This window comes from Streptomyces pratensis, assembly GCF_016804005.1.
Lineage (GTDB): Bacteria > Actinomycetota > Actinomycetes > Streptomycetales > Streptomycetaceae > Streptomyces > Streptomyces pratensis_A.
In genome coordinates this window covers 1,686,065-1,703,236 of sequence record NZ_CP051486.1, presented here as the reverse complement: position 1 = coordinate 1,703,236, position 17,172 = coordinate 1,686,065, and the positions used below count along the sequence as shown (strand labels likewise).

General features: G+C 71.2%; 14 protein-coding genes. 3 read left to right on the top strand and 11 right to left on the bottom strand.

Annotated features, from left to right (window positions below; genetic code table 11):
* Positions 1-49: 49 nt before the first annotated feature.
* Entirely contained in the window at positions 50-1,420 is a 1,371-nt protein-coding gene (locus HED23_RS07570; RefSeq protein WP_203182646.1) for a cellulase family glycosylhydrolase, read from the top strand.
* Positions 1,421-1,632: 212 nt separating this feature from the next.
* On the opposite strand, the gene HED23_RS07565 is transcribed toward HED23_RS07570, so the two are convergent.
* Positions 1,633-2,097 carry a GNAT family N-acetyltransferase gene (locus HED23_RS07565; RefSeq protein ID WP_203182645.1) on the bottom strand — a complete coding sequence of 155 codons (465 nt, stop codon included), beginning with the start codon at positions 2,095-2,097 and terminating at the stop codon, positions 1,633-1,635.
* A 334-nt stretch (positions 2,098-2,431) separates the two neighbouring features.
* Between HED23_RS07565 and HED23_RS07560 the strand changes: the two genes are divergently transcribed.
* A complete protein-coding gene (locus HED23_RS07560) occupies positions 2,432-3,184 on the top strand; it encodes a DUF4097 family beta strand repeat-containing protein (RefSeq protein ID WP_203182644.1) in 753 nt (250 codons plus the stop codon).
* A 6-nt stretch (positions 3,185-3,190) separates the two neighbouring features.
* Here the strand turns inward: HED23_RS07560 and ppk2 are convergent, their stop codons facing one another.
* From ppk2 to HED23_RS07535, 5 genes are all read right to left on the bottom strand, one after another.
* Entirely contained in the window at positions 3,191-4,141 is a 951-nt protein-coding gene (gene ppk2, locus HED23_RS07555; RefSeq protein WP_203182643.1) for a polyphosphate kinase 2, read from the bottom strand.
* Positions 4,142-4,212: 71 nt separating this feature from the next.
* The gene (locus tag HED23_RS07550) at positions 4,213-5,241 is read right to left on the bottom strand and encodes an iron-siderophore ABC transporter substrate-binding protein (protein WP_203182642.1); all 1,029 of its coding nucleotides are present in this window, start codon (positions 5,239-5,241) and stop codon (positions 4,213-4,215) included.
* A 31-nt stretch (positions 5,242-5,272) separates the two neighbouring features.
* Positions 5,273-6,127 (bottom strand): ABC transporter ATP-binding protein, encoded by an 855-nt coding sequence (locus tag HED23_RS07545; protein WP_203182641.1) that lies wholly within the window; start codon positions 6,125-6,127, stop codon positions 5,273-5,275.
* Between the two features lie 20 nt (positions 6,128-6,147).
* Positions 6,148-7,221 (bottom strand): FecCD family ABC transporter permease, encoded by a 1,074-nt coding sequence (locus HED23_RS07540; protein ID WP_203182640.1) that lies wholly within the window; start codon positions 7,219-7,221, stop codon positions 6,148-6,150.
* On the bottom strand, positions 7,218-8,294 hold the full coding sequence (locus tag HED23_RS07535) for an iron chelate uptake ABC transporter family permease subunit (protein WP_203182639.1): 1,077 nt from the start codon (positions 8,292-8,294) through the stop codon (positions 7,218-7,220). Before HED23_RS07535 ends, HED23_RS07540 begins: the two co-directional genes overlap by 4 nt.
* Positions 8,295-8,453: 159 nt before the next feature.
* Here HED23_RS07535 and HED23_RS07530 point away from each other — a divergent pair, with 159 nt between their 5' ends.
* Positions 8,454-9,059, top strand: a complete 606-nt coding sequence (locus HED23_RS07530; RefSeq protein ID WP_203182638.1) for an MSMEG_1061 family FMN-dependent PPOX-type flavoprotein — start codon at positions 8,454-8,456, stop codon at positions 9,057-9,059.
* Here the strand turns inward: HED23_RS07530 and HED23_RS07525 are convergent.
* From HED23_RS07525 to HED23_RS07505, 5 genes are all read right to left on the bottom strand, one after another.
* Complete coding sequence (locus HED23_RS07525) at positions 9,056-10,441, bottom strand: hypothetical protein (RefSeq protein ID WP_203182637.1); 1,386 nt, start codon at positions 10,439-10,441, stop codon at positions 9,056-9,058. The two genes, HED23_RS07530 and HED23_RS07525, sit on opposite strands and share 4 nt — an antisense overlap.
* Before the next feature lie 61 nt (positions 10,442-10,502).
* Complete coding sequence (locus HED23_RS07520; RefSeq protein ID WP_203182636.1) at positions 10,503-13,586, bottom strand: glycoside hydrolase family 3 N-terminal domain-containing protein; 3,084 nt, start codon at positions 13,584-13,586, stop codon at positions 10,503-10,505.
* A 52-nt stretch (positions 13,587-13,638) separates the two neighbouring features.
* Positions 13,639-15,063, bottom strand: coding sequence for a GH1 family beta-glucosidase (locus HED23_RS07515; protein ID WP_203182635.1), 1,425 nt, complete (start codon positions 15,061-15,063; stop codon positions 13,639-13,641).
* 53 nt (positions 15,064-15,116) lie between these two features.
* Positions 15,117-16,103 (bottom strand): ABC transporter ATP-binding protein, encoded by a 987-nt coding sequence (locus tag HED23_RS07510; protein ID WP_203182634.1) that lies wholly within the window; start codon positions 16,101-16,103, stop codon positions 15,117-15,119.
* Complete coding sequence (locus HED23_RS07505) at positions 16,100-17,167, bottom strand: ABC transporter permease (RefSeq protein WP_203182633.1); 1,068 nt, start codon at positions 17,165-17,167, stop codon at positions 16,100-16,102. Before HED23_RS07505 ends, HED23_RS07510 begins: the two co-directional genes overlap by 4 nt.
* Positions 17,168-17,172: the final 5 nt, after the last annotated feature.

Below are 17,172 nucleotides of genomic sequence, written 5' to 3'. Positions count from 1 at the left end.
CTTGGGAGCGCTCCCACCTCTGATTCCGCTTCGCACGAGGAGGAACACCATGAAACGCCTGTTCGCCTTACTGGCGACCTTCGCGACCGTCCTGGGTCTGATGGCGGCATTCGGCCCCCAGGCGGCGGCCGCCACCGGCTGCAAGGTCGAGTACACGGTCGCCAGCCAGTGGCAGGGCGGCTTCCAGGCCGGGGTGAAGGTGACCAACCTGGGAGCCCCAGTCACCGGTTGGACGCTCCGCTTCGCCATGCCGGACGCCGGGCAGAAGGTCGCCCAGGGCTGGAACGCCACGTGGTCGCAGTCCGGCTCGGCGGTCACCGCCACCGGTGTCGACTGGAACCGCAACCTGGCCACCGGCGCGGTCGCCGACCTGGGCTTCTCCGGCACCTTCACCGGCGCCAACCCGAAGCCCACGGCGTTCACGCTCAACGGCGTCGCCTGTACGGGCTCCGTCGACGAGCCCACCCCGGATCCGGGCACCGGCACCCCCGTGGACGTCAACGGCCAACTGCACGTCTGCGGCGTGAACCTGTGCAACCAGTACGACCGCCCCGTACAGCTGCGGGGCATGAGCACGCACGGCATCCAGTGGTTCGACGAGTGCTACAACGCCGCATCCCTGGACGCGTTGGCCGAGGACTGGAAGTCGGACCTGCTGCGCATCTCCATGTACGTGCAGGAGGACGGCTACGAGACCGACCCGGCGGGCTTCACCAGCCGCGTGAACGCTCTGGTCGACATGGCCGAGGCCCGGGGCATGTACGCGTTGATCGACTTCCACACCCTGACGCCCGGCGACCCGAACTACAACCTCGACCGCGCGAAGACGTTCTTCGCGTCCGTCGCCGCCCGTAACGCCGGCAAGAAGAACGTGATCTACGAGATCGCCAACGAGCCCAACGGCGTGAGCTGGTCGGCCATCAAGAGCTACGCCGATCAGGTCATCCCGGTGGTCCGGGCGGCCGACCCGGACGCCGTCGTCATCGTCGGCACCCGCGGCTGGTCCTCACTGGGAGTCTCGGACGGCTCCAACGAGAGCGAGGTCGTCAACAACCCCGTCAATGCCGGCAACATCATGTACGCGTTCCACTTCTACGCCGCCAGCCACAAGGACGCCTACCGCTCGACGCTGAGCCGGGCGGCCTCGCAACTGCCGCTGTTCGTGACCGAGTTCGGCACGGTGAGCGCCACCGGAGGTGGGGCGATGGACACGGCGAGCACCACGGCCTGGCTGGACCTGCTGGACCGGCTGAAGATCAGCTACGCCAACTGGACCTACTCCGACGCTCCCGAGAGCAGCGCGGCCTTCCGGCCCGGCACCTGCGGCGGCAGCGACTACAGCAGCAGCGGTGTGCTGACGGAGTCCGGGGCGCTGCTGAAGAGCCGCATCAGTACGCCCGACAGCTTCCCCACCAGCTGACCTCCGGCGGGGCTCCGGCAGGGCCGGGGCCCCGTCCCGACGACGGGTACCGCTTCCGTCGCTCTTCCGCACGTCACCGACCCCGACGGCGCGCCCCGGACGGCATCGGGCATCTCGGTGTGCCGCCCTCGCCACGATCGCGCCGCCCGGACCGGCTCGACGGCGCGCCGGAAGCGGGATCTGCGGGCCGGGCGGCCATGGCGTCGCCGCGCTCAGACGACTGCCCGGCGGTAGACCTGGCGTGACCCGCCCTCCGGGCCGGGTGCGGCGGTCTCGGCCGGGGTGAAACCCAGGCGCTCGTAGAAGACACGCGCCCCGCTCGCCACGGCACCAGGGTGGTCGGCCCCGAAGGTGACCACCTCGACGGTGCCCGGCCCTCGCACGAACCTGCGCGTCGCATCCGCCATCAGCGCCCGGCCGGCGCCCGTCCCCCGTGCCCTCTCCGACACGACGAGCCAGTGGACGTGGTACGCCGGACCCTCCGCGCCGAACAACAGGCCGCCGACCAGGCCCGAATCCGGCGCGACGGCGACCAGTGCCTCGGACCGGCGGATGTGTGTTTCCACGGCACGGTGGAAGCCCGGCTCCTCCACCATGGGCCCGAACCAGTCCTCGACCTGGGCGGCCAGGGCGAGGAACCCGGCGAGGTCCCGTTCCTGCGCGAGTCTGATGATCACACGAGCAGTCTCGCAGTCCCGCCACCTGCGGCCGGACTCCACCCACCCCTGCGGACTCCGGCTACCGGAGCACCGCGCGGGGAGCGAGGTCGTGGAGTCTGGCGGGCGGCCGAAGCCAGTTGCGTTGGCTTCGGCCGCCCGTCGCGTTCGTGTCAGTTGAGCCGACGGCGCAGCCACCAGGCGCAGAAGCCGGTGAGAAGACCGGCCAGGACCACGAAGACCGCCGTCTCGATCTAGGACCCTAGTGGTCCCTTCTCTGTCAACGCACCCCGGATGAAGGCCGGTTCACAGAGGCGTGCCATGGGACGGCCCGTCGCGGGGAAGGCGAGCAGGCATGGACATCACGGCTTTCACACGCGGACGGCAATGGGCCTCACTGCTGGCGGCCGTCCCCCTCCTCGCGGCGTGCGGCGGCGATCCCGGCGCGCATCCGGACGGATCACGGCCCGCCCTGGCCCGGGGTGATCACCTGCTGATCACGACCGACAACGGTGTGCGCCTGCGGCCGGCGGACGGCGACCGGGCCGTCACGGAGGACCGGATCGGCAGCCGTTGGTCCCATCGTGACGACACCTGGGTCCTCGATCTGTCCTGCACGCCGCACGAGGACCACGAGGGCGGTCCGTGCCCCCGCATGCCGGCGATCGGTGTTCCCACCGGTGTCTTCGTCACGGTGACCGCCAGGAACGCGGGCATCGACGCGGCCGGGATATCGGGGGGCCTGGACCTGACCACCGTCAACGGGGACGTGACGGTCGCCCGGTCCGGCAGTGGCGACACCACGGTCCGCCTGGCGACACACAACGGATCGGTGCGCACAGGCACCCTGCGTTCGGAGCGCCTGCACGCCGAGACCGTCAACGGGGACGTGACACTAGGCAGCGCGACCTCACCGTCCCGCGTCACCGCCGCCACGACCAACGGCTCGGTACGGGTGGCGCTTCCCCACGACGCGCCCGGCTACGACGTCGACGCCACGACGCGGAACGGCCGAGCCTCCGTGACCGTCCCCGCCGCCACGGAGGACGGGGGGTACGGCATGACGCTGACCACCGTCAACGGTGACGTCACCGCCAGGCGCGGCTGAGAGGACTCAGGGGTGCTCGCCCGGCCCCTCGGCGTTCGAGGCGAGGCGGGTGGGCGAGAGGGCGGTGTCCTCCTCGCCCGGCTCCAGCAGGGTGGCGGCGGCACCCACGATCAGGCGGTCCGGTTCGCCGACGGCGTCGGGGTCCTTCGCCTCGTAGTCGATGCGCGCGAGAAGACTGCGCATCGCCTCGAGGCGGGCCCTGCGCTTGTCGTTGCTCTTCACGACGGTCCACGGCGCGTGACCGGTGTCGGTGGCGCGGAACATGTCGATCTTCGCCGTGGTGTAGTCGTCCCAGCGGTCGAGGGAGTCGACGTCGGTGGGCGAGAGCTTCCACTGGCGCACCGGGTCGACCTGCCGGATCGCGAAACGCGTGCGTTGTTCGGCGCGGGAGACGGAGAACCAGAACTTGACCACGATGATCCCGTCGTCGACGAGCATCCGTTCGAAGTCCGGGCACTGCCTGAGGAAGAGTTCGTACTCCGACCGGGTGCAGAAGCCCATGACGCGTTCGACTCCGGCCCGGTTGTACCAGGAGCGGTCGAAGAAGACGATCTCACCGGGGGCGGGCAGATGTGCCACGTAACGCTGGAAGTACCACTGGCCCCGTTCGCGGTCCGTCGGCTTGTCCAGGGCCACGATGCGCGCGCCACGCGGGTTGAGGCGCTCGGTGAAGCGCTGGATGGTGCCGCCCTTGCCGGCCGCGTCCCGCCCCTCACAGACGACGACGACCCGGGCTCCGGTGTCCTTGGTCCACCGCTGGAGCTTGAGCATCTCGATCTGGAGTATGCGCTTGGCCCGCTCGTACTCCTTGCGGCGGATCTTGCGGTCGTACGGGTAGTTCTCGCGCCAGGTCTTGATCGGCTGGCCCGACTCGTCCAGCAGGATCGGCTGCTCCGGCCTGCTCGTGTCGACGGTCAAGCCGTCCAGCAGCTGCTTCTCCACCCGGTCACGGTCCACCGGGCCAAGCCTGTCACCCGTTTGCGTCCCGCGCCACCAGACGGCGCGGGACGCGGGGTGATCCGGCCGACTTACTTCATCTTCTCCGCGAAGAGCGGGACGACCTTGTCCAGCGCGTAGACGGTCGACAGCACCGAGTCGGTGGCGAACGCCGTACTGATGCCCTTGTCGTCGAAGACGACCGAGTGGCCTGCCTTCACCGACGGGACCGCCTTGTACAGCGGGTCCTCGCTGATGTCGGCGGCCGGGATGCCGATGGGGGCCATGACCGTCAGGTCGGCGTCGAGGAGGTCCAGGTTCTCCTTGGAGACGGAGACCGAGAAGCCCTCGCCGGCCTTGTCCTCGACGGCCGGGTTGTTCTCGAAGCCGAGGCGCTCGACGAAGTCGACCCGCCCGGTGCCGGAGACGTAGGCGCCGTAGCCCTCGGAGGTGCGCGAGCCGAGCGTGATCGTGCTGCCCTTGAATTCGGGGTGCGCCTTCACGGCCTCCGCGAACTTCGCCTCGTTGGCCTTGATCAGCTTCTCGCCCTCCTCCGGGACGCCCATCGCGGCGGCGACCATCTCGGTCTGCTTCTCCCACGAGATCTTGTACTGGTCGCCGCCCTCGGGCACGCCGACCGTCGGGGCGATCTTGCTCAGGGTGTCGTAACGCGTCTGGTCCCCGCTGGACTTGGTGTCGAGGATGAGGTCCGGCTGGAGTGCCGCGATCTTCTCGAACTCGGGCTCCAGCGTGCCGATCATCTGCGGGCTCTTGTCGTACTTGCCCTCGGCCCACGGCCCGACGCCTTCGCCGCCGAACGCCAGCCAGTCGCTCGCCCCGACGGGCTGCCCGCCGAGCGCGAGCACCGTCTCGGCGTCGCCCCATCCGAGTGCGACGATGCGCTTCGGGGCCTCGTCGACGGTGACCTCGCCGAACTTCGTCGCGACCTTCGCGGGGAAGGAGCCCTCGGCCGCTCCGTCCGAGGCGGAGGAGGAACCGGAGCCGGCGGTGTCGTCGGAGGAGCCGCAGGCAGCCAGGCCGACGAGGAGGGCCGCGACGACGCCGGCCATCAGGACCGGAGCGCGCCGGGTACGGCGGGAGCGTGGAGCGGAATCGTTCATGCCAATTAGGCTAGCCTAACCTAATTCACTTTCATGACGCGGGGCGGACCTCCGCGCCCCGCACATGGTGGCGGCCCAGCGGCACCACCATCGGCGTGGCCGACGCCGGGTCCTCCATCACCGAGCAGCGCATGCCGAACACCTCGCCGACCAGCGACTCCGTGACGATGTCGGTGGGCCTGCCCTCGGCCACGATCCGTCCGTCCTTCATGGCGATCATGTGGTCGGCGTAGCGGCAGGCCAGATTCAGGTCGTGCAGCACCGCCACCATGGTGACGCCGTGCTCGTGGTTCAGGTCGGTGAGCAGGTCCAGCACGTCGAGCTGGTGGCTGGCGTCCAGGAAGGTCGTCGGCTCGTCCAGCAGCAGGATGTCCGTACGCTGCGAGAGGGCCATCGCGATCCAGACCCGCTGGCGCTGCCCGCCCGAGAGCTCGTCCACCGGGCGGTCGGCGAGGTCCAGGGTGCCGGTCGAGAGCAGCGCCCGGGCGACCGCCTCGTCGTCCTCGGCGGTCCAGCGCCGGAACCAGCCCTGATGCGGGTAGCGGCCGCGCCCTACAAGGTCGGAGACCGTGATCCCCTCCGGTGCCGACGGGCTCTGCGGAAGGATGCCGAGCACGGCGGCGACCTCCTTCGTCGGCATCTCCTGGATGCTGCGGCCGTCGAGCAGCACCGCACCCTCCGAAGGTGCGAGGAGCCGCGCCATGGCGCGCAGCAGGGTCGACTTGCCACAGGCGTTCGGGCCAACGATGACCGTGATCCGCCCCGGCGGGACGGTCACGTCCAGGCCGGAGACGATCTCCCGGTCGCCGTACCCGAGGCAGACACCCTGGGCTCGAAGAGTGTGCTCAGCCACGGCGCGGCCACGCCTTCCTTTGTCGTCTGTCATCCGTCTCGAACGTGCGCGGTTCAGCCACCGCTGCCCCCTCGGTTGGCGCGGGCCAGGAGCAGCAGCAGATAGGGGGCGCCGATGATGCTCGTCACCACGCCCACGGGAAGCTGGACCGACGGCAGCAGGTGCTGCGCGCCGAAGTCGGCGACCAGGACGATCAGGGCCCCGGTCAGCGCCGCGTGCGGCAGGGCGGCACCTCGGCCCGGCACCAGACGCCGGGCGATCGGCCCCGCCACGAATGCCACGAAGTTGACCGGGCCGGCCGCCGCGGTCGCGACACCCGCGAGGGCGGTCGCGCAGCCCAGCAGCGCCAGCCTCCCGGGCTCGACGCGGGCGCCCAGACCGGCCGCCGCGTCGTCCCCGAGCTGGAGGGGGCCCAGCGCCCGGGCGGCGAGGACGGTGAGCGGCACAAGGACGGCGAGAGCGCTCAGCAGCGGCCACACCTGTCCCCAGGAGCGGCCGTTGAGGGTGCCGGTCAGCCAGAGGTACGCCTCCTGCGCGTCGGCGACGTCGGAGCGGGCCATCACGTACCAGACCACGCTGCTCAGTCCGGTGCCGAAACCCACGCCGATCAGCACGAGGCGCTGGCCTGCGACGCCCTGCCGCCAGGCGAGCAGGTAGATGGCCGCACCGGCGGCGACCGCCCCGGTCAGGGCGCTCACCGACAGCGCGAGGCCGCTGACCTGGAAGAGCAGCGACGCGGTGACGGCGACCGCGCTCGCCCCGGCGCTGATGCCGATGACGTCCGGGCTGGCCAGCGGGTTGCGGAGCACGGACTGGAAGACGGCCCCGGAGAGCCCGAAGCCGACGCCGACGAGGACCGCGAGCAGGGCGCGCGGCAGGCGGAGTTCCAGCACGACGAACCGTGAGCCGCCGTCGCCCCCGCCGAGAAGGGTCTCCACGACCTTGCCGAGCGGCATCACCATGTCACCGACGCTGAGCGAGACCGCGAACATCGCCACCACCGCGACCAGCAGGCCTGCCGCCACCAGCACGGAGCGCCGGCGTCCCCGTCCGCGTACCCGTGTCACCCTGCGCACGGCATCCGCGAGACGGGCGTCGGGCGACTCCCGAAGGAGGGTCCCGGTCACAGCTCCACCTGCTTCCTGCGCCGGACCAGCCAGATGAAGGGGACGCAGCCGACCGCCGCGGTGACCACACCCACCTGTACCTCGCCGGGCGGGGCGATGACACGGCCGACGATGTCGGCGACGAGCAGCATGACCGGGGCGAGCACCATGCTGTACGGGAGCACCCAGCGGTAGTCCGGGCCGGTGATGAGCCGCGCGGCGTGCGGGACCGCGAGACCGACGAAGCCGATCGGACCGGCGACGACGGTCGCCGCGCCGCACAGCAGCACCACGGCCAGCGCCGAGGTCAGCCGGGCGGCCCCCACCCGCTGGCCGAGGCCGCGGGCCAGGTCGTCGCCGAGCGACAGGGCGTTGAGCTGGGGGCCGAGCAGCAGCGCGAGGACGGCGCCGGCCGCGATGAACGGGGACACCTGCCACAGCACGTCCGCGTCACGGGCGGTGAGCGCGCCGAGCTGCCAGAAGCGGAATCGGTCGTAGCCCTCCCGGTCCTGGAGCAGGACCGCACTGGTCACGGACGTGAGCACGGCACTCGTCGCCGCGCCCGCCAGCGCCAGCTTCACCGGGGTGGCGCCCTCACGCCCCAGCGAGCCGACGCCGTAGACGAGGAGGGCGGCGAGGAGCGCGCCGAGGAAGCCGAACCAGATGTACTGGGTCGCGGCCGTGAATCCGAAGAAGCTGATCGAGCACACCACCGCGACCGAGGCGCCCGCGTTGATGCCCAGGAGCTGGGGGTCGGCCAGCGGGTTCCGGGCGACGCCCTGCATCACCGTGCCCGCGAGGCCGAGTGCCGCACCGGCCAGCAGCCCGGCGACCGTGCGGGGGATGCGGACTTCCTGGACGATGAGCTGGCCCTTGACCCCGAGGTCCGGGTCGAACACGCCGTTCATCACGTCGCCGAGTGCCACGTCCCCCGAACCGATCGCGAGGCTGGCCAGGACGGTCAGCAGAAGAACGGCCACGGCGGCGAGGAGCCCGAGTGCCAGGGCGGGGCGGCTGCGCACGCGCCGCCGCTCGGACACCTCGGAGATCCCGGTCTCCTGCTTCTTCGCTCCCAGGAGAACCGGGCCGCTCACAGCCGGGTCACCCGGGGCGGCGGCATGCGGTCGCGCACGGTCCCTCACCCTTGCTTGTCGCCCCCGGGACGGGGCGCACCCGTGAGCATAAGTAAGGTGAGCCTAACAGTGCCAGGTCAGCGATCCGCTGCTGCGCCCCCACGAGGTTCGGAGTACCCCTTGTCGAACGCCGCGCCCGCGGCCGTCACGGCTGCCCCCGTCGACGCCGCGGACCCCCTGGCCGGAGCCGTGCCCCTCGAGTCGGCCGAGCAGCTGCGCGAGATCCTGGGCGAACCGTGGCCGATCGTCATCGACAAGGTCCACGACGAGCTCACCGAGGACGACCTCGGCCTGCTGGCCCGCGCGCCGTTCTGCGCCGTGTCCACCTCCGACGCCGACGGCAACTGCGACACCTCGCCGCGCGGCGGGGAACCCGGCTTCACCCGGGTCCTGGACCGGCGCACCCTCGTGCTGCCCGACCTGCCGGGCAACCGGCGCGGCGACAGCTTCCACAACATCCTGTCGAACCCGCACGTGGGCCTGCTGTACCTGATACCGGGCGTGATGACGGTCCTGCGGATCAACGGCCGGGCCCGCATCCTCACGGATGCTCCGGTCTTCGACGAGATGAAGGTCAAGGGGCGCCGTCCCGACCTCGCGCTGGTCGTGGACATCGACGAGATCTACCTGCACTGCCCCGCGTCACTGAAGCGCTCGGGCGTGTGGGCCCCGGAGACGTGGGAGGAGCAGCCGGCGAAGAGGCCCGGAGCGGCGAAGGCGCGCTAGAACCCACCCCCGTCGAAGCCGCCGCCGCCTCCGAAGCCGCCGCCGTCACCGAAGCCGCCGCCGCCGAAACCGGAGGAGTCGAAGTCGGAGCCGGAGACGTCGCCGCCGCCCCAGTCGCCTCCCCCGCCTCCGCCGAAGTCACCGCCGCCGTACTCCGACGCGTAGGCCGGGGTGGAGAGCATCGAGCCGAGCATGGTGCCGACCAGCAGGCCGGGGAGCAGGCCGCCGCCGAAGTAGCCGCCTGCCCAGGGGCCGTAGGCCGGGCCCGCCTCCCAGTAGGGGCGCCGGCGGCCGTCGCCGACGTCGACCGTGCGGCTCATGGGGTCCTCGCCCTCACGCAGCCGGACCTCGTCGGCGCCGCAGACCGGGACCTCGCGGGCCGCGCCGCCGGACGGCGTCCACAGGACGTCCGCGACCGAGGGGCCGTGGCGCGGGTCGAAGAAGCAGGGCGGCCGGCGTGCCGGGAGCGCCCGGTGCTTACGGCGGGCCTCCAGCACGGCCAGGGAGAAGCGGCCGTCCTCCAGGGCCTTGGTGACCCCGCGGACGTCGGAGGGATGGTGCGCGTTGCCCATGCGGGACTTGGCGTCCTCGTAGGAGTCGAGCGCGCGCTCGTAGTCGATGCGCATCGCGTCGTCGGCGCCCTTCTCGGCGGGATGGAAGTCCAGCCGGTCCAGGGTCTCGCCGTACGCGGTGATGTCCTCGTCCACGACGACCCGGAGCTTCTCCAGGGCCGCCTGCTCCTCCTCCTCCTTGCGCATCCGGTTGCGGCGGGCGACCGCGAACGCGGTGCCTCCGCCCAGCAGGACCAGCCCTCCGAGGACGACGAGACCGGTCACCGGCACGCCGCTGTTCACGGCGCCGTCGTCGGTGCCGCCGCCGGACCAGGAGGCCGGAGCGCTGCCCTTGGCGTCGTCGACGGCCCGGTCGACGAAGGCGTTGAGCTGGGTCGCGGCGTCGGTGTCCGCGCCGGGTGCCTTCACGGCGGTCGTGAGGTTCTCGACCGCCCGGACCGGCATCACCTGGGGGTCGGCGCCGGCGTCGAATCCGTCGCCCAGGCGGACGGCGTAGACGCCTGTGACGCCGGTGTCGGTGCGCAGGTTCTGCAGGAGGTTCTCGGGCGGGTACTCGGATGTCGCGGGCAGCACGGCCACGAAGACCGGCTTGTCCGCGTCGATGATCTTCTTCTCCAGGGCGGCCTCCTGGGACGCCGAGAGCTGACCGGACGCCGCGGGGTCGACGTACACGGGGCCCTGGCGCAGGGCGCTCGCCGCGTCGTCGATCGTGGAGGGGGCGGCCTGGGCAGCGGGGGTCATCGCCAGCACAGCCGCCGAAAGTATCAGCAGCAGGCAGGCCCAAAGGGGAGCGAACAGCCTCTTCCGCATACTCCGAAAGTAACCCGAACGGGCGACAAATGCGTCGCCCGCCCGGGTTTCGTTTCTGCTGTTACGCGGCGCGGTACGCCGTGCGCAGCTTCGCCACCGCTCCGGTCAGATCGCCGGTGAGCAGCAGATGGTCGGCCTCGGCGAACGGCTTGGACACCGTTTCGGTCAGCTTCCCGCCGGTCCTCTGCTGGACCAGCAGCCTCGCCCGGTCCACGATCGCCTTGCCCGCCTCGGTCTTCCCGAGGCCGGCCCGCTCGGCGAGCTGGGCGGCGACGGCGAGAGCGGTGAGGGTGGCCTCGCCGCCCGCCGGAGCCTTCTTCAGGGTGGTCAGTCCCCAGCCGTACGGGAACTGCGGGTCGTACGCCGCGTCGCCGACGTTGACCGGCAGCTGCGACTCGGACTTCGGCCAGGTCACCGGGAGCTGCCCGGTGAAGGCCCGCTTGCCGTAGAGGACGTCGGCGACGCCGTCGCCCTCGGTGCCCGGCAGCCAGGAGGCGACCAGGGCGTCGATGTCACCGAGCCGGTCACCTATGAACTGGGGGCGGCCGGAGACGACGAGGACGGCGCACTTCATTGCGGCGCAGACCGTGTCGACCGCTGCCTTGTCGGCGTCGGTGAGCTCCAGGTCGTGGCCGTTGCCCACGTCTCCGATGCCCTCGGCGTACGGCTTCTCGCCGACGACGACGACTCCGACGTCGTACCCGTCGGTCGGGGCGGAGGCGTCCTCGGAGAAGGTGGCCGACGAGGTGTTCTTCTCCATGCCCTCCAGGATCGTCGTGCCCGTCGTGGTGGCACCGGAGGCACCCTGCCAGCTGACGGTCCAGCCGCCGGCCTGGTTGCCGAGGTCGTCGGCGTTGGAGCCTGCGACGTAGACCTTCTGCGACGGCTTGAGCGGCAGCACCGAGCCGTCGTTCTTCAGGAGCACCTGGGACTTGGCGGCTGCCTCACGGGCGACCGCGCGGTGCGCGGCGGAGCCGACGTCGTCCAGGTTCGACTTGTCGGCGTACGGCTTCTCGAAGAGGCCGAGGCGGAACTTCTGGGTGAGGATCCGGGACACCGCGTCGTCGATCCGGGCCTGCGCGATCCGCCCGGCGGTGACCTCCGCCTGGAGGGTCTTCGTGAAGTCCTGGTACGCGGTCGGGACCATGATCATGTCGAGCCCGGCGTTGACCGAGGTGCGGACGTCGCTCGCGTAGTCACCGGGGATCTGGTCGATGGCCTGCCAGTCGCTGATGACGAAGCCCTCGAAGCCCATCCGGTCCTTGAGCACGCCGTTGATCATCTCCGCGTGGGCGTGCATCTTCACGGGACCGGCGTCGTCGCCGATGACGTCCAGCGAGGAGTACGACGGCATGACCGTGCCCACGCCGCGCTTCACGGACTCGGCGAACGGCGAGAGGTGGACCGCTTCGAGTTCCTCGCGGGTGACCTTCGTGACGCCCTGGTCGATGGTGTACGAGCCGGTGGTGGAGGAGCCGAACTCCGTGCCGCCGTCGCCGACGAAGTGCTTGGCGCTGGCCAGCACCTTGTCGTTACGGGCGAGGTCCTTGCCCGACGCGCTGCCCTGCATGCCGGTGATGACCGTCTCCATGGCCTCGACCAGGGCCGGGTCCTCGCCGTACGCCTCGTAGGAGCGGCCCCAGCGCTCGTCGCGGGTGACGCACACGCAGGGGGCGAAGTCCCACGGGATGCCCGTGGCGCGGACCTCGCTCGCGGTGACGGCGCCCGTCTTCTCCGCGAGCTTCGGGTCACGGCCCGCGCCGATGCCGATGTTGTGCGGCATGATCGTCGAGCCGATCACGTTGTTGTGGCCGTGCACCGCGTCCACGCCGTAGATCAGCGGGATCTGGAAGCGGGTGGCCTGCGCGCGCAGCTGGTAGGCGTCGGTCATCTTCGCCCAGGCCTCGGGCGTGTTCGGAGTGGGCACGGAACCGCCGCCGGAGAGCAGCGAGCCGAGGTCGTACGCGGCGATGTCGCCCTGCGATTTCAGCGCGTTGCGCTCGGCCTGGGTCATCTGGCCGGCCTTCTCGGCCGGGGACATCCGCGCCAGCAGGTCGGCGACGCGCTTCTTCACCGGGAGCTTCGCGTTCTGGTAGGGCAGCCCGTGGGCGTCGATGACGACCTGGGGGTTCTCCTTGGGCGCCTTGGCGCCGGTGACGGTGAGTTCCAGCGGGACCGTCTCGGCGGACTCCGCCCCCTTGTCCTTCGTCGTGGCCACGGAGACGGTGTGCGTGGTGCCGGAGGCGGTCCCGGCGGGGAAGGTGTGGGTGCCGGTGACCGGGGTGTAGTCCTCGCCGGATCCGGCACTGCCGCCCTGGGTGGTGTACGCGACGGTGACGGGCTCCTCGATGGGGAGGGATCCGGTCGTGGCGACGGAGATCCTGATGTCCGCCGTCCCGCCCTCCTTGACCGGGTGCACGGCGGAGTCGACGACGACGCTCGACTTCAGGGCCGGTTCGGCCTTGCCGTACAGCTCGACGGCGTCCATGGCGAAGGAGCCGGGTGCGCCGGTCGGGAGGGTGAGCGCGTAGCCCCACATCTCGTTCAGGCCGAGGATCTGGTCGATGCCGCCGACGGGCTGGTAGTCGGCCCGGTAGACGAAGTCCGCGAAGGGGATCTCGACCTGGTGCCAGCCCTCCCAGTCGTCGGTGAAGGAGGTGGTCCACAGCTCGGAGGCGCCGCCGTTGGCTCCGCCGTCCTTGATCTCGAAGTTGATCCGCTTGCCCGAACCGGGCGGCAGGGGCGCGGTGTTCTGGCCGTACCACCAGAAGCGGATGCCCTTGTGGGCCGTCCAGTCCTTCGGCGGCTGGTCGACGGCGAACTCGTGACTGAGTCCGCCCCAGGCACTGATGTCGTACGTACCCTGGAGGACCTTGCCGCCCTCGGGGGCGTCGGCGCGTTCCTCCAGCTTCAGAGCGGGGTGGTCGTCCGTGTCGCCGCCCCAGGTGAACAGGGAGTCGGCGGGCGGGTTGCCGAACGGCACCTCGCCCTCGAACCGGTCGACGAGTACGGGCGCGGGGTCCTCGGCGGCCGCCGCGCTGGGGACGGCCCCGGCGAGCAGTGAGGCGAGGACGGTCGCGGCGGCGAGCGCGGCCGTGGCCGGTCTCGCCCGGTGGCGTGCGCGGACGTGCGGTGTTCGGGACATGTGCGGCTCTTCTCTGCTCCGGGGACTGTTCGGGGCAGTGGCCTGTTTCTGGTCAGGCCACGGGTCGGTCGGTGGAGGCGTTCCTGGTGAGGCGGATCGTGTCGCGGTACCACTTGGCGCTGTCCTTGAGTGTCCGCAGCTGAGTGTCGTAGTCGACGCGGACGATGCCGAACCTCTTGTCGTAGCCGTAGGCCCACTCGAAGTTGTCCATCAGCGACCAGGCGAAGTAGCCCCGGACGTCGGCGCCCTGGCGACGGGCCTCGGACACGGCCGCGATGTGGTCGGCGAGGTAGGCCGTGCGGTCGGCGTCGGGGACGGAGCCGTCGGCTGCGACCGTGTCGTCGAAGGCGGCCCCGTTCTCCGTGATGACGGTCGGCAGCGCGTAGTCGTGCTGGAGCCGCAGCAGGAGAGCGGTGAGCTCGGTCGGGGTGATCTCCCAGTCCATGGCCGTACGGGGAAGGTCGCGCTCCACCCCGCGGACGACGGGCAGTCCTTCGGCGTCGGTCGGCGATCCGTCCTCGGTGACACCTGAGAAGAGCGCGCCGCGGTAGAAGTTGACGCCGAGGACGTCGAGCGGGGTGGCGATTGCGGCCAGATCGCCCTCCTGGACGGGCAGTTCGACGCCCTGGGCCGCGAGGTCGTCGACGATGTCCTGCGGGTAGCGGCCGTGGACGATCGGGTCGAGGTAGAGACGCGTGCCCATGCCGTCGGCGCGGCGGCAGGCCTCCAGGTCCGCCTCGCTGTCGGTCTCGGGGGTGGCGGTGCCGAGGTTGAGGGTGATGCCGAGTTCGAGCGGGTTGTCCCCCGCGGCCTCGCGCATCTGCCGGGCGGCGAGTCCGTGGCCGAGGAGCAGGTGGTGGACGGCGCCCATCGCGTCACCCATGTCGGTCCGGCCGGGGGCGTGCGCCCCGTAGGCGTAGCCGAGCATCGCCGAGCACCACGGCTCGTTGAGGGTCGTCCAGTGCTCGACCCGGTCGCCGAGAGCCTCGTACGCGAGCATGGCGTACTCCGCGAACCGCAGGGCGGTGTCACGGGCCGGCCAGCCGCCCGCGTCCTCCAGCTCCTGCGGCAGGTCCCAGTGGTAGAGGGTGATCCAGGGGGTGACGCCCCGGCCCTGGAGCTCGTCGACGAGCCGCTTGTAGAAGTCGAGGCCCTTGGCGTTGGCGGGGCCCCGGCCGCCCGGCTGGATGCGGGGCCAGGCCAGCGAGAAGCGGTACGTGTCGACGCCGAGGCCCGCGATCAGCTCCACGTCCTCGGGCATCCGGTGGTAGTGGTCGCAGGCCACGTCGCCGTGCTCCGCGTTGTGCACGGCGCCGGGCACGCGGCAGAAGGTGTCCCAGATGGACGGGGTACGGCCGTCCTCCGACGCGGCGCCCTCGATCTGGTACGAGGAGGTGGCGACGCCCCAGCGGAAGTCGGCAGGGAGTCCCTGGACGGCGGCGGGCTGCAGGCTGCTGCGGGGCGTGACGAGGTTCATGGTTCTCCGTAACTCCGGTTGCGCTGTGGGGTGGTGGGCGGCGGTGCGGGCGGTCAGTGGTGCAGCCAGCAGGCGACCTCGCGGTCCTGGGCTGCGTCCGGCGCGGCGAGGACCGGGACACGCTCCCGGCACGGCTCGAAGGCCTTGCCGCAGCGTGGGTGGAAGGCGCAGCCGGCGGGCATCGCGGACAGGTGCGGGGGTGACCCCGGGATGCCGGTGAGTTCGCGGCGGGGACCGTGCAGCGCGGGGAAGGAGTGCAGGAGGCCCTCGCTGTAGGGGTGGCGGGGGTCGCGGTAGATCTCGGCGGCGCCCGCCTGCTCCACTATCCGTCCGCCGTACATGATCGCGATCCGGTCGGAGAACTCGATCAGCAGCGAGATGTCGTGGGTGATGAAGACGACGGAGAAGGAGAGGCGCTCCCGCAGCTCCACCAGCTTGCGCAGGATCTGGCGCTGCATCACGACGTCGAGGGCGGTGGTGGGCTCGTCCATGATGACGATCTCGGGTTCCAGGGCGAGTGCCATGGCGATCATCACGCGCTGGCGCATGCCACCGGAGAGCTGGTGCGGATAGGCGGCGAGCCGGTCGGCCGAGATCCCGACGAGGTTGAGCAGCTCCTCGGCGCGTGCGGTGCGCTCGGCGGCCTTCATGCCGGGGCGGTGCGCGGTGAGTACGTCGGTCAGCTGGCTGTGGACCGTGTGCACCGGGTTCAGCGAGTTCATCGCTCCCTGGAACACGATCGACAGCTCCTGCCAGCGGAAGGCGCGCAGCTCGTCCGGGCTCAGGGCGAGGATGTCGACGGCCTCACCGCCCGGCCGGTGGTAGTGGACGTCTCCTCCGGTGATCACCCCGGGCGGGGACAGCAGCCGGGTGACCGCGTACGCGAGTGTGGACTTGCCCGAGCCCGACTCGCCCGCCAGGCCCAGGACTTCACCCCGGTGCAGGGTGAGATCGATGTCCCGCAGCGCGCGGACGCCGCTCGTGCCGGTTCCGTAGTCGACGTTCAGGCCGCTGATGGTGAGGATCGGCTCGGCGGTCATGCGCTGTGCTCCTTGCTGGGCGTTCCGGGCGACTCGGGGGTGCCCGGCGGCACGGGCTCACCGGGTGACGGGGTCGCGCCGGCACGGGCCACCGGGGTGAAGCCGGGCTCCGCGGGTGCGGCGGTGCGGGCGACGGGGGTGAAGCCGACACGCATCCGGACCTTCCGGGAGGCCCCCGTGGCGGTGCGCAGGCGCGGGTTGACGAACTCGTCGATGCCGAAGTTGATGAGCGAGAGGGCGGTGCCCAGCAGGGCGATGCACAGTCCGGCGGGCACGAACCACCACCAGGCGCCCTGGGCCAGGGCCTGGTTGGACTGGGCCCAGAAGAGCACCGTGCCCCAGTTCCAGTGGGAGATGTCGGCGACACCGATGAAGGCGAGGGTGATCTCGGAGAGGACCGCGAAGATGACGGTGCCGACGAAGCCGGACGCGATGACGGCGGTGAGGTTCGGCATGACCTCGAACAGGATGATCCGCCAGGTGGACTCACCGGTGGCCCGTGCCGCCTCCACGTAGTCGCGGCGCCGGAGCGACAGGGTCTGGGCGCGCAGGACACGCGCCCCCCAGGCCCATGAGGTGAGGGCGATGACGGCGGCGATCAGCATGTCCCCGGTGTCCTCGACGAAGCTCGCGATGATGATGATCAGCGGCAGGCCCGGGATGACGAGGAAGATGTTGGAGAGCATGGAGAGGATCTCGTCGGCGGCTCCGCCGAGGAACCCCGCGCTGACCCCGATGAGCACGGACAGCGCGGTGGCCAGGATGCCGGCGAGGAACCCGACGAGCAGCACGCCGCGGGTGCCGACCAGGATCTGCGAGAGGACGTCCTGCCCGGTCTGCGTCGTACCGAACCAGTGGTCGGCGGAGGGCGGTTGCAGCAGCTGGTCGCTCATGGCGTCCGGGTCGTACGGGGCGAGCCAGGGGCCCGCCACGGCGAGGATCACGAAGAACGCGAGGATCAGCAGCCCTGTGCGGGTCTTCCCGCCGCGCAGGAAGCGGAACCTCGCCCGGGACGCGGCGGGGGCGGTGTCCGTGACGACTACGTCGGTGCTGGTGACGGCCATGATCG